The 12,590-nt window shown below is 46.7% G+C and carries 9 protein-coding genes and 1 pseudogene; 5 read left to right on the top strand and 5 right to left on the bottom strand.

From position 1 onward, the window contains the following. Positions 1–14 precede the first annotated feature (14 nt). The 4 genes from K7P01_RS18620 to K7P01_RS18605 form a co-directional block, all read right to left on the bottom strand. A complete protein-coding gene (locus K7P01_RS18620) occupies positions 15–1,094 on the bottom strand; it encodes an alkene reductase (RefSeq protein WP_267295814.1) in 1,080 nt (359 codons plus the stop codon). 6 nt (positions 1,095–1,100) lie between these two features. After that, complete coding sequence (locus K7P01_RS18615; RefSeq protein ID WP_267295812.1) at positions 1,101–1,988, bottom strand: SDR family oxidoreductase; 888 nt, start codon at positions 1,986–1,988, stop codon at positions 1,101–1,103. A gap of 144 nt (positions 1,989–2,132) precedes the next feature. Continuing rightward, a complete protein-coding gene (locus K7P01_RS18610) occupies positions 2,133–3,077 on the bottom strand; it encodes an NADP-dependent oxidoreductase (protein WP_267295810.1) in 945 nt (314 codons plus the stop codon). 52 nt (positions 3,078–3,129) lie between these two features. Continuing rightward, complete coding sequence (locus tag K7P01_RS18605; protein WP_267295808.1) at positions 3,130–3,867, bottom strand: helix-turn-helix domain-containing protein; 738 nt, start codon at positions 3,865–3,867, stop codon at positions 3,130–3,132. Positions 3,868–4,257: 390 nt separating this feature from the next. On the opposite strand from K7P01_RS18605, the gene K7P01_RS18600 reads away from it, so the two are divergent. Next, positions 4,258–4,743, top strand: a complete 486-nt coding sequence (locus K7P01_RS18600; RefSeq protein WP_267295806.1) for a hypothetical protein — start codon at positions 4,258–4,260, stop codon at positions 4,741–4,743. Positions 4,744–4,853: 110 nt separating this feature from the next. Here K7P01_RS18600 and K7P01_RS18595 read toward each other — a convergent pair whose 3' ends face one another. After that, the gene (locus K7P01_RS18595; RefSeq protein ID WP_267295804.1) at positions 4,854–5,447 is read right to left on the bottom strand and encodes an RNA polymerase sigma factor; all 594 of its coding nucleotides are present in this window, start codon (positions 5,445–5,447) and stop codon (positions 4,854–4,856) included. 246 nt (positions 5,448–5,693) lie between these two features. On the opposite strand from K7P01_RS18595, the gene K7P01_RS18590 reads away from it, so the two are divergent. From K7P01_RS18590 to K7P01_RS18575, 4 genes and pseudogenes are all read left to right on the top strand, one after another. After that, positions 5,694–6,692, top strand: a complete 999-nt coding sequence (locus tag K7P01_RS18590; RefSeq protein WP_267295803.1) for a FecR family protein — start codon at positions 5,694–5,696, stop codon at positions 6,690–6,692. A 264-nt stretch (positions 6,693–6,956) separates the two neighbouring features. Then, the gene (locus K7P01_RS18585) at positions 6,957–10,418 is read left to right on the top strand and encodes a SusC/RagA family TonB-linked outer membrane protein (RefSeq protein ID WP_267295802.1); all 3,462 of its coding nucleotides are present in this window, start codon (positions 6,957–6,959) and stop codon (positions 10,416–10,418) included. Between the two features lie 54 nt (positions 10,419–10,472). Continuing rightward, positions 10,473–12,083, top strand: a complete 1,611-nt coding sequence (locus K7P01_RS18580) for a SusD/RagB family nutrient-binding outer membrane lipoprotein (RefSeq protein ID WP_267295801.1) — start codon at positions 10,473–10,475, stop codon at positions 12,081–12,083. Between the two features lie 100 nt (positions 12,084–12,183). Continuing rightward, positions 12,184–12,546, top strand: a pseudogene (locus K7P01_RS18575) (M16 family metallopeptidase); the annotation flags it as partial. Between the last annotated feature and the right edge of the window lie 44 nt (positions 12,547–12,590).

The following is a 12,590-nucleotide window of genomic DNA, read 5'->3' as shown; positions in this document are numbered from 1 at the left end:
TGATACTTCAAATTCTAAGCATTTAGGAATGGATAGTCAATGTATCCTTGCGCCCCACCGCCAAACATGGTTGCCCTGTCCGGCTGGTTGAGCGATGTATCTTTCTCGAACCGCTGTGGAAGATCAGGATTGGCTAAAAACAGAGTTCCAAAAGAAATAAGTTTAGCAATCCCTTTTTTTAGTTCTGCTTCAGCAGACGCTTTGTCATAACCACTGTTGGCAATAATCGAATGCTTAACCTGCTTTCCAAACAATTCAATTTCGTCGTCATTCGGATAGCTTGGCACCGGAAATGCAGCGCTACGCCTCATTAACTCTACATAGGTGAAATCCAATTTATTGAGCTCCCCTATTAAATACGTGAAGGTCTCAACAGGGTTATCAAACAAAATATCACCATAAGGGTGGAAAGGCGAGAGCTTAATGCCAACTTTATCACCGCCAACAGCAACGATCAATTCCTGCATCACCTCCAAAACAAAGCGTATTTTGTTTTCGATACTCCCGCCATACGCGTCGAATCTTTTGTTGGCGTTGTCTGCTAAGAATTGATTGGGTAGATAACCGTTCGCAGCATGCAACTCGACCCCGTCAAATCCAGCCTTGATTGCATTCTTTGCTGCCTGGCCATAATCCTTTATTATTTGTTTGATTTCCCCAACGGTCAACTCCCTTGGTGTTTCATAATCCTTAGGGCCCTCGGAAGTGAAATGCTTCATGCCGGTAATAGCAACAGCTGATGGCGCTACCGGTAGAATACCTTTCCGGTCAACCGAATGCCCCACCCTCCCTGTATGCCAAAGCTGCGCGATAATAATTCCACCGTTATCGTGCACAGCATTGGCAACTTTTCCCCAGGCCTCAATCTGTTCGTTCGTGAAAAGACCCGGTGTAAAGGGACTTCCAATCGCCTGTTCGCTGATGTTGATGGCCTCTGTAAATATTAGCCCTGCACTTACTCTTTGAGTATAGTATTGAACGTGGACATCACCCACGACTCCGTTTATGTCCGCGCGGCTTCTCGTCATCGCAGACATGGCCATCCTATTCTTCAGTGGCAGACTCCCCAGTTGGGTTTTATCAATAAGGTTCATAATTTCTTAGATTACAGTACTTGCTTGTTTAAAATATGTTTGCTTCAAAAATTCCTGTACCGATAAAGGCTTTCTGCCTAGAAGCATTTCCAGATCCGTCGACGAGGATTGAAACTCCCCAAGCTTGATTGCTTCTGAGATGGCGGAGAATATCTTGACGAGCTGAGTAGGCAAACCGCGTTTTTCCATCGTCTCGATATAGTCGGCTGTAGAGGGATTGACAGTTTTTATATCAACACCTGCCTGCGCGCTTAACACGCTGGCGATCTCTGCTAAGGACAGATTTTCAGTATTGCTGATATTGTACGCTTTATTAAGATGCCCGTCTTGCAGACAGACGTTGGCGACCGCATCGGCGATGTCCGTACGGCTTACGTAAGCTGCCCTACCCTCCCCGGCTGGCAAATAGATACCCGTTTCCATTACCCTGTCCCCGAAGAGTATCGGCAGCAGTTCCGCATACAAATTGTCTTTGAAAATCGTATAAGGAATGCCGCTTTTCCTGATAGTTGAGTCTGTTGCTTTGACGGATGATGAAACGAAATCGAATGGGGAGTTTCCTATGTCATTCCCATCAAAAAAACTGGTGTAAAGCAAATGTTTTACACCGGCTTCTTTAGCAGCGGTAATTACGTTGTCGTGCTGTTCGATTCTGGCAGTGAGATCTCTTCCTGAGACTAGGACTAATTTCTCAATCCCTGCAAAAGCTTTAACTAATGTCGGGTACCAGTCATAGTCAGCTACTCTTAGCGTGACCCCTTTTGCTTTTAAATCCTGTGCCTTTGACTCTTCCCTAATCAAGCCAATGATGTTGTTAGCGTCAACACCTTTATCCAGTAGAGAATTGACAATAGATCTCCCGAGGTGCCCATTTGCTCCTGTTACTAAAATCATTTTTTTAAAGTTTAATGTTGTTACTTAATCACGATGTAAAGTTTGTGTGCTGAAAGAGGATAAACTTGTATCAGATCACTGTTCTTGACTGATACCCCGGGGGATGGTTCCCCTTCCATTAGATTAATGAAAAATACGGGATGTTCAATTAACCTCTATGACGACCTTGCCTATGTAACCACCTTCTTCAGCGTACTTGTAGGCCTCTTTTGCTTGGGCAAATGGAAACACCTTACTGACTTCAATTTCCAGCCCGTCGGCGATAGCATTCAACAATAGATCGATATTCTCTTGCGACGGAGCGGTAAGCAGGGCAAGATGTTTTTTACCCCTAAATAAATTCACAACAGGTGTTGTGAGAATGTCAAGAGGTTTCGGAACAGGATTTAAAAACAATGCCCTTGGCTTCATGATCTGTTTTGCATTTTTATAACCCAGCTTTCCTGACAAATCAACAATCACATCATACGTAGTTCTTTGAGAAAGAACATTCTCGTTTTTGTAATCTACCACTGCATGGGCGCCCCAGCGCTTTGCGAAGCCTATGGCATTTGTCCCGGTAACTGCCGTGGTGTTGGCGCCCATACGTTTTAGTAGCTGCAATAAAAACATGCCGAAACCACCACCGGCGCCATGGATCAAAATGTGAGAATTTGAATTGACTCCACCCATTTTCTGCAAAGCTGTAACAGCGGCAGCACCGACCGTAGGAATAGACGCAGCTTGATTAAAAGTAATGTCGGCTGGTTTTTTCCAAACAGATGTCGGGGAAACGGCAACGTATTCGCGTAAGGCTCCATCCTTCATATTGTTTTTCACCATACCAAAAACTTCATCTCCCTTCTTGAAGTTAGCTACCGCTGGCCCGGCATCTTCAATAATTCCAGCAAAATCAGTTCCCGTGTGCCGGGGAAATTTTGCGCCGGACATTAGCTTCATTTCACCTTTTCTGATTTTCCAATCCAAGGGATTAATTGAAACAGCTCTTACCTTCACCAAAATTTGATCAGGTTGAATAGCCGGCTTTGGCTCATCCTGGGTTTGTAACACACCAGTGTCCCCAAACTCTTTGTATGCAATCGTTTTCATCTGCGCGTATTCAATGTTTAATGAATATGCTACAAAGATGGCCGGCTTCAGGCTAATAGACTTGTATCAGATCACTGTTGTGTTTCAAGGCGATGGGCGGCATGCCAAACATTTCATGCATATACTTGTTTAATTGGGGTAAATCGTAAAACCCCGTGTCATATGCGATATCTGTAAGCCCTTTGTCTTTTTCCGAAAGCGTTACATAGATAGCCTGTCGTAATCTCGTCCACAGTAAATATTTAGACAAGCTGCTGCCGGTCTGCTCTTTGAACAACGACGCTAAGCGAGAAGGGGAAAGAAAAACCAGGTCAGCGAAGGTCTGTGGATTTATATCTCGTTCAAAGAAATTACTTCTGATAAATTCCACCATTGTTGTTACCCTTTCATCATACTGTATTGTTGGAACTTTTGAAAGCAACGCGCTGATGACCGTGTTTATATCAAAATGGTTTGTTCCCATTTTAAAAAAAGCATCTATTTCGGTTCTTGAATTAAAAATGATGTAATCTTGATTTGAAGCGAAGCTTCGGGCAAGTTCCAGGCCAATACTTGAATAAGGCTCTATATTTAGAACACTTAACGTCCCCTGTTCCGCTGTACATAAATGCGCAACGTGTGGTTTAATCAAAAATCCATAGATGTTTTTACACAACTCGCCACTAATAGTTGAAGTAAACGGATAGTCGTTTGACAACACAATCTGATAAGCCGAATGTTTATGAATCTCCACGGTAAGATTGCGAGCTGTAAGAGCAAGAATAAATGGATTGGCTGGTTGTTTTTTCATTTGAACGTATTCTGTAAAAGCAGTTTCAAAGTATTGATAAATACAGAGAATTCGCAACAAAGGTTAATGACATTTTAAACAAGTAGAATTAAAATTCTGAGCAAAGTAGATTGGAATTTGGAGCAAAATAAATTGATATTTTGAACAAACCCGTTTTGTGGGATGGAAGCCTTTGAAATAGCTCAATACGCTTTCGTTGCCAGGACTATTCGCGACCGTTCCAGTTCATGGGCTTCCTCGCAGCAACTGCGGTAACAACCGCTCAATCGCCACCCAGGTTGACACGTCTATAAAAACAGCAAAAAATATTTAAGGAGCTATAAAAATTGCGCCGGGCAGTTAGGTGAGTAGCCGTATTTCGACTTACTTTGAATACCTAATTCTTGACTTATGTCATCATCACATACAGATGCATCCCGAAGCAGTCTTGTAAAAGCTATTTTGATCACAGGTTTCATTGCCGGTACGTTAGATATAGTAGCTGCTTGTGTTAATGTATACATTACTTCCGGCACTGATGCGGTGATTGTTCTGCAATATATCGCCAGTGTATTTCTGGGCAAAGAATCCTATGCGATGGGTCTCGTTTCAGCATTGCTAGGCTTGACCGTGCATTATGCAATTTCGTATGGCTGGACGAGTCTATTCTTTCTGCTTTACCCTAAGTCGAAATTTCTTTCCGGCAATAAAGTGGCGGTTGGATTGCTGTATGGATTATTTGTCTGGCTGGTAATGAATCTTGTTATTCTCAAGCTTATCGGATTGGACAAGGGGTCCTTTAATTTGCTCCAGGCTACAATTGGTTGTGGTATATTAATGTTCTGCATTGGCTTACCCATAGCATGGGGTGCGAATACGTATTACAACCACCGATGACTAAGTCTTGTCATGTACCTGTTCCATTGGCTACGGGCCGGGTGTTTAGAAATACAGGGGATATTCGTTTCGAACATCTCGAACCCGTTATGCTGCGGCAAGTTCGTTCGCTATAATGAAGCGCAAAATATGAAGACGGACAACAAATACTGCCCGATCGAAGCTCTCAGATGCTTGAGCGCCATGGATACATTGTTTTCAACGGTGTGTGGGGCAATTTCCAGACGCATGGCGATATGTTCGGCCGAAAGCCGTTCTTTCCACCGGAGTTTGAAAATGGTTTGGCACTTCTCCGGTAGCTGAGAAAGACTGGTATCGATGACGTTTTCAAGATCTTGCAAATCCTGCCATTCTATTGTCGAATTATCATGCAGTGATGCCGAGAACAGCGCCAGATCCGCGGCGTATGCTTTTCGGGCCTTCTCAGACCGGATCACATTCAACATCGCATGACGTGCCGATACCAGCAAATAACGCTTTAATGAGCTATTGATTTTAATCACACCACGTTTTGCCCACAAGTAATAAAATACCTCCTGTACGATCTCCTTACTCTCTTCGACTTTGTGAAGGCTATTGTAAACGGAATCGAAGATGCCTTGGCTATGCCGATCGTAGATCGCCTGGAAGGCCATCTGATCGCCCTTTTTGATGAGCGCCATCAAGGCGCCATCATCATATGCTATATAGCGGTCTGGCTTCAACTTTACTGGTTTGGGCAGGTGGTACTCGTTTACCTAATCTGCAAGTTAAAAAAATCGCTCACAAATTCATGATCCGACACCGATTCACAGGCGCACCTCAATTGCAAACGTAGCCAAAACGAGGTTCCCTACGTTTTTGTATTTTTTTTGAAAGAAATCGCGAATCAGTCGGGAGTTCGGCGCCAGTTCGGTGCCTTTATAGGTAAGGGAATAGTTGTCCCCAAGCCTAAACCCTGTTATGCATCTATGAGCGAAAGTGAATTCAGCGACCTGATCAGACGTTATCAGTCGGATACCTGTACCCCACAGGAAAGAGCGCTTGTTGAAAAGTGGCTCGAAAACCGTACTGAAAGCAATCAGTCAGAAAAGATTCCTCCGCAGGAACGTAAAGAGATATTATCCGACATCTCGATAGCGCTGTTTGAGAAGATCACAGCAGCCAGGGAGCAACAGAACACGCTGACGCCATGGTGGCGAATGGCGGCCGTTTTTGCATTGGTAGCCGTATCAATGTATTTTTTGTGGCATGTAGCCTATCGGCCGTCGGCTGCCGAGCCAGAAATCCTTCACGCCTCAACCTCGGGTAATGAAGTGCGCAAAGTGATGCTGGCCGACGGTACCATTATCTGGCTAAAAGGTAACAGCTCTGTCTCCTATCCAAACGAATTTTCCGGCCGCGAACGCAACGTCACCCTTAGCGGTGAAGCCCTGTTTGAAGTGGCAAAGGATGCCGCACATCCCTTTATTATATCCTCTGGCGAGTATAAGACCACTGTTCTGGGTACCAGTTTCAATCTTAAGGTAACACCCGAAAACGTCGAAGTATTGGTGCTCACCGGCAAAGTTGCCATCACGTCCAGCCGGCGGACGGACCGGATTATTGTAATGCCCAATCAAAAAGCGTCCTTCAGCGGCGTAAACGAGCAACCCGAAAAAGCACAGGTCAAAATAGCGGAACAACAGCAGGTGATCGACCGAACGGAGTACGATATGAATTTCCGGGATACCCGCATGGATGAGGTCATCAAGAGAATTGAGAAGAAGTTCGATGTTTCTACTGCCTTACAAGAGGGTACGTTGGCGAACTGCATTATCACGATCGATCTCACAGATCAGTCGCTCGACCGGACATTGGATATGGTCTCTGCCATTCTGGGATTCACTTATGAGATAAATAACAAAGATATTTCAATTCGCGGCGACGGCTGTGAAGCAATAAATAATGCCTATAACCTTAAACCATAAAAATGCATATGCGCGCATATTCTCGTAGCCATTCACCATAACGATAAAAAAGCAGGGGTGTTGGTACCACCCCCGCTTGTCTCTCGCCCGTGCAAACCCCGACCAGGTCGGGAATAAAAGGGCAAATAGTCTCTTTCAATTTCTTGAATTCAACAGCATAAATATATGGAAAAAACCTCTACCAGGTATGATTTACCTGCCGTAGTAAGGGCGTGCTGGCCATGCAGTGCCCACTCAATAAAGGCGGATCGGATAGTAAGAATTATGAGAATAGCGATGGTACAGGTTACGGTTGCGCTGACCTTCTCAGTATTGGCAATCGCGCATCCAAACCATGCACAGGAAGTGCTTAACCGGGAAGTGTCACTTACGCTGAGCGAAGTAACACTCGAGAAGGCGTTGATGAAGATTGAATCGACGGCCCATGTGCGTTTCGGCTATAGCCGTAGCAAGTTGAACCTCGGGTTAACCGTTTCCGTTACAGCGTCTAATAGAAGGCTCGGGGATTTACTGGATTCGCTGCTTTCTCCGCACAAAATACAATACAGCGTACAGGCCGAGGGAGATTACATCATCCTCACCGGCAAATCATCCGTCGACACCACGAATGAGGCTTTCATAATGCAACAACCATCCGTTGCGGTCACCGGTAAAGTGACCGATTCACAAGGTGTCGGTCTGCCGGGTGTGAATGTGCTCGTGAAAGGGACTACCAACGGGGTGACGACAAACGCCGGCGGGGAGTATACCATCGACGCCATACCGGGCGATGTGTTGTTGTTTTCCTTTATCGGGTATAAAGCGCAGGAGGTGAAGATTGAGCAGCAAACAATTCTCCATGTTACGTTAATCGAAGATGTCACCACCCTTCAGGAAGTCGTCGTAACCACCGCGTACGGGGTCGAAAGAAAATCGAAGGAGATTGGCTATACGGTTACAAAAGTTGCCGGGACAGAAGTGAATAAAGCCAACTCCGGAAGTCTGTTAACGGGCCTCGTCGGGAAAGTGGCGGGGCTCAGCATTACAACGCAGAGTTCGGATATGACGCCCCAGATGCGAATCCTCTTGCGCGGTGTCCGGTCGTTTGGCGCCAATACCAATAACCAGCCTTTATTTGTCTTCAATGGTGCTCCGCTTTCGTTCGGCAGTGATCAGACCGCGGCTTCGCAAGCCCTGGACTTCATCAACAACCTTAACCCGGCCGATATTGAAGACGTAACGATATTAAAAGGCGCAAACGGTACCGCGCTGTATGGCCCGGAAGGTGTCAATGGCGTGATCATCATCACGACAAAGAAAGCCGCGCTAGGCTCACCGGTGATCAACTTCGCCAACAATACTTCGATTCAGATCGTCGATTTCAGGCAAGACTACCGTCAGCGGCGATTCGGCCTTGGAAGCGGCCTGGTAGATAGCGAAGGCAATGGCATCTATGATCCCATGGGTAGTTACAGTTGGGGACCGGCATATGACGGCAGCGTGGTGCCTATCGGCTATCCGGATGAAAATGGAGACTTACAGTATATAACATACGACTATAAAAAAGATTCAAGAAAATTCTTTGAGGCCGCGCTGACCAATAGAACCAACCTGTCCTTTTCGCAGGCCGATGTGAGTTCTTCCTATTACCTGGGACTGGGCTACGTGAAACAAACCGGGCTCCTTCCCGACGACAGGCAAAATCAGCTGAATGTATTGTTGACAACGACCAAAAAGATCGGTAATGCCGTAAAGATCCAGACCAACTTCAACTATTCGAGAGTGGATAGTGACCGGGGTAGAAACCTGGAAGCTACAATAAAAAGTATTCCCAATTTTATTCCCTTATTAGATTACCAGGATTGGCAACATGGATACTGGGCTAACCACGACCGGTATTACAAGGGCATCAGTCCATATGAAGAGCTTGCCAATAACCGTTCGAAGGCTACCACCCACTCGCTGAACGGTAACCTGACTTTCGACGTAACTCCCGTTCACTGGCTTACCATTACCGAACGTCCAAGTGTAAATTATACAGCTGCCTATATAAAGACTACCGGCAGGGCCGTGAGGTTTGCAGATTTTGTCACGGACCCTCAGAAGCTTTATGATATCGGTGCCACCACCTCAGAGCTGATGATCAGCAATACCTCCGTAAACAATGATTTTATAGTGTCGACCGTTCATAAAGCCGGTGATTTTCTCATTCGGACGAACGTAGGGAATACTGTTCGTCAGAATTATATCAAGGAAATGCGGGCTGGCGCGCAGCTCGCGGGTAATGTATTCAACCTGGCTTTTAGCGTCACACCCGTCCAGGCATCCGAGAGTGCCATTCTGTCCAGAACAACATCGGCCTTTGGTAGAGTTTCCGCCGGATACAAGGATATGATTTTCGCTGAGGTCACCGGCAGGAACGAATGGGATTCCAAACGCGCGAAGGTTGCCCGGGGAAAAGACTTCTATGCCAGCGTCAATACATCGATCCTGCTCAATCAGATGGTGCCCGTTCTCAAAGAACTGAAATGGCTAACGTCTGCCAGGCTCAGAGCGTCGTTTGCCAAATCGGCGAACATGAACATCACGCCCTACCAGTCCGAACGGATCTTGTACCTGACGGATGGATACCCCTATTTAAATGCCGATCAGTCCAACTATGTATATGGCTACGGCTTCCTGGCGGACAACAACCCCAATCCCTTGCTGGAACCCGAGAAAGTTTTCTCGCAGGAATACGGCTTGAGCCTGGGCTTCAAAAACATTCTGACAGCAGACTTCACCTATTACTACCAGTTAAACAACTCGGTCATTCTCAACGTGGCTAACGCCTGGCTGAGTGGATTTCCCACGACCGACAATGCCGGCAAGTTCGAGAATCACGGCGTGGAACTTGAGCTGACGATCAACCCGATAAAGCTTGGGCGTGATTTTTCAATCTCCGCCAAGGTTACCGGTGCCATCAACAATAACGAAGTACTATCCCTGACGCCGGTATACAACGGCATGTTTCCCGTTGATGATCCGGGCGGACAAAAATACTTTGCAAGACCGGGGCATAGTGCGTATGAATTTGGCATCACCGACTGGCGGCGCGATCCGCAGGGACGCGTCGTTATTGATAAAAACAATGGCTTTCCCATCCAAGCAGATTATGGAGAATATCAAATTGGCGGTAATACGTTGCCACGATATTCTTCATCGCTTTCGCTGACTTTTAACTGGAGAAAATTCGGCATGTCTGCCCTTCTTGACTACGTAGGCGGGTATAATCACATGTTTTCCACTTCAGGCGGCTTCTTTATGGGAACGGATCCGCGCACTACGTATAACGATCGAAAGCCATTCGTTTTTCCAAATTCTGTTTACATGGATGACAACGGGAATTACGTCGAGAACACGGATATAAAGGTTCAAAGTGCGGGCCAGGATTTGTACACACGGTATTCGACCCGGAATATTTATGGTTTGTCGAGTGGTGCCTTTCTCAAGCTCAGGCAGGTGTCGTTCGAATACAATCAGCCCATCAAGTCCACTTCGATCAAGTATCTCACTGCTACCCTGTACGCACGAGATGTGTTTTCGGTATACCCAAGCTCCAACGTGTATGGCGATCCCAGCCTGGTGCGCGGCCCGGGCTACCGCGATTTTATAACAGCGGGCAACAATGCATCCGGTGGCAACTCCGATGAATCCGTACTACCGGGTACCGTACTCTTCGGCCTGAGTCTCTCGGCTACATTTTAAAACCATGAATTCTTTAAATCGCTTTTGATGATGAGAAATAAAATAACTTCAATTATGACCGCTGCGGTTTTAATGCTCGGCATGGCGGCATGCGATAATTGGCTCGATGTCAATTACGATCCGCGTAATTTAACAGACAATAGTGCAACCGTCGAAGTCATAATGCCCCCGCTACTGGAGCGATGCGCCAGCGTTGGCGGTCCGTGGGTCATTCACCATTGGATGGGCTATTGGAGCCATTGGAATATGACTGAAAACTATGGGGCCGTGAACTACAAAGATGTTCAGGCTACGGGCGCGTTTTACTTTAATGCAATACCTCCGGCGGAGATTCCATACCTGGAGAAAAAAGCCAAACAGTCCGATCAGCTGTTCTACTGGGGTATTGCCAAAGTAGTGAAGGCCCTCAAGTGGAGCCAGGCAGTGGATCTGGTCAATAACATGCCGTATGAAGATGCCTATAATATAAAGATACTTCAGCCGCGATACAGCCAGGGCGAGGCAATCTACGAAGATCTGATCAGGCAACTGGATTCGGCTACTATACTGATAAAAACGGCGACAAGTCTCCAAAGTGCAGACATCATCAATACCGACATCATGTTTCATGGCGACAAAGTCAAATGGGCAAAACTCATCAACACGGTAAAATTAAGATTACTCATCCACCAGGCTAACCGCACTGACCGGCAGCAATATATTCTGAGCGAAATTCAAAAAATCGTCAGTGAAGGATCCGGCTTTCTGGGAAGTGGGGAGGATGCCTCCGTCAACCCCAACTACAGCACAGACCGCCACAAAGTGTCCCGTTATTTTGGATCGTATTCCAGTCATAATTTTCAGTGGGGTGGCGGGTTTTACGATGCGCAATATCAGTTTACATCCACACAAGTAGCGCACGCCAATGTGTATGCACTGGAACTGCTCAAGTCGGACAACGACCCCAGGATCGGCTTGCTCTATAGCACTGTCGATACCCCGTTTACCCCGGGCGATCCAGAACCGTTTACTCAATCAGCTCCACTCGAATTCAGAGGCAATCAATTTGGCCTGTATGTCGATGCCCTCACATACCCGTATCAGGACATGCTCCATGTCTCGGCTGTTGGAGGCTCCAGAAACATAGCCGACGTAAACCCGTCGGCGCAAGGGATTATCAAGGGCAGAAACATGAGCGACTGGGTGCTGACCAGTGTGGAAAGCATGTTTTTGCAGGCAGAGGCTGTACAGCGAAGCTGGATCGCGGGCGACGCGGAACAAGCTTATCTGGACGCCGTAAATGAATCTTTCCGTTGGCTCAATGCTGGAGGCAATTCCAGCGATCCTTCGCTTTCCGATGACATTTTTGCCACCTGGTATACGGACCAGGTTTCGTCCGGCAATGAATGGGTCAGTTGGGAGGCGGCGCCCGACAAATACAAATTATTGATGTACCAAAAGTACATGGCCCTGAATGGAATAGAATCATTGGAAACCTGGAATGACTACCGAAGGAACGGTCGATTCCCCGATGTTCCTTTATCGGGAGCTTCCAACCGGGTAAGCGACGAGATTCCTTTCCGATTGCTGTACGATCAGAATGAATATCTATACAACGCCAATAATGTCAATGCACAAGGGGCGATCGATATGTTCTCCAGTAAAATTTGGTGGATGCCGGATTGATCGCGCTGATATTCCTTTGATCGATACCGTCAGCAGGCTGCCTCCGCAGCCCGGCCTTTCCACCTTATAAAAAGAAATTTAAATGAACTTATATATCTCTATGGCATGCCTGTGCCTTGCGGGCTCGGTATGTCTCGTCAATCGCGCGGAGGCGCAAATGATTCCGCTCAATCCCGCCGTTACCGTCGGCACGCTGCCCAATGGTTTTACGTATTACATTCGAAGGAATACAACGCCGTCCGGACGGGTTACGATGTACCTGGCCAACAAGGTAGGCTCGATCCTGGAGTACGACGATCAGCAGGGGCTCGCTCATTTTATGGAGCACATGAGTTTCAATGGTACAAAGCACTTTCCCAAAAATCGGTTAGTCGAGTACCTGGAGCAGGCCGGCGTTCGGTTTGGTGCCGATCTAAATGCTTATACGAGTTTCGATGAAACCGTTTACCAATTGCCCCTGCCCCATCATAAAATTTGTAACTTTCGTCGCAGCGATGACAATAAAGA

The sequence above is a fragment of the Parachryseolinea silvisoli genome, assembly GCF_021190955.1.
Classification (GTDB): domain Bacteria; phylum Bacteroidota; class Bacteroidia; order Cytophagales; family Cyclobacteriaceae; genus Ohtaekwangia; species Ohtaekwangia silvisoli.
This window is presented reverse-complemented; position numbering and strand designations above follow the sequence as displayed.

Excerpts from the sequence above, each read along its gene's own strand:
- K7P01_RS18620 (WP_267295814.1), bottom strand. The coding sequence starts at position 1,094 with ATGAACCTTATTGATAAAACCCAACTGGGGAGTCTGCCACTGAAGAAT.
- K7P01_RS18615 (WP_267295812.1), bottom strand. The coding sequence starts at position 1,988 with ATGATTTTAGTAACAGGAGCAAATGGGCACCTCGGGAGATCTATTGTC.
- K7P01_RS18610 (WP_267295810.1), bottom strand. The coding sequence starts at position 3,077 with ATGAAAACGATTGCATACAAAGAGTTTGGGGACACTGGTGTGTTACAA.
- K7P01_RS18605 (WP_267295808.1), bottom strand. The coding sequence starts at position 3,867 with ATGAAAAAACAACCAGCCAATCCATTTATTCTTGCTCTTACAGCTCGC.
- K7P01_RS18600 (WP_267295806.1), top strand. The coding sequence starts at position 4,258 with ATGTCATCATCACATACAGATGCATCCCGAAGCAGTCTTGTAAAAGCT.
- K7P01_RS18590 (WP_267295803.1), top strand. The coding sequence starts at position 5,694 with ATGAGCGAAAGTGAATTCAGCGACCTGATCAGACGTTATCAGTCGGAT.
- K7P01_RS18585 (WP_267295802.1), top strand. The coding sequence starts at position 6,957 with ATGAGAATAGCGATGGTACAGGTTACGGTTGCGCTGACCTTCTCAGTA.
- K7P01_RS18580 (WP_267295801.1), top strand. The coding sequence starts at position 10,473 with ATGACCGCTGCGGTTTTAATGCTCGGCATGGCGGCATGCGATAATTGG.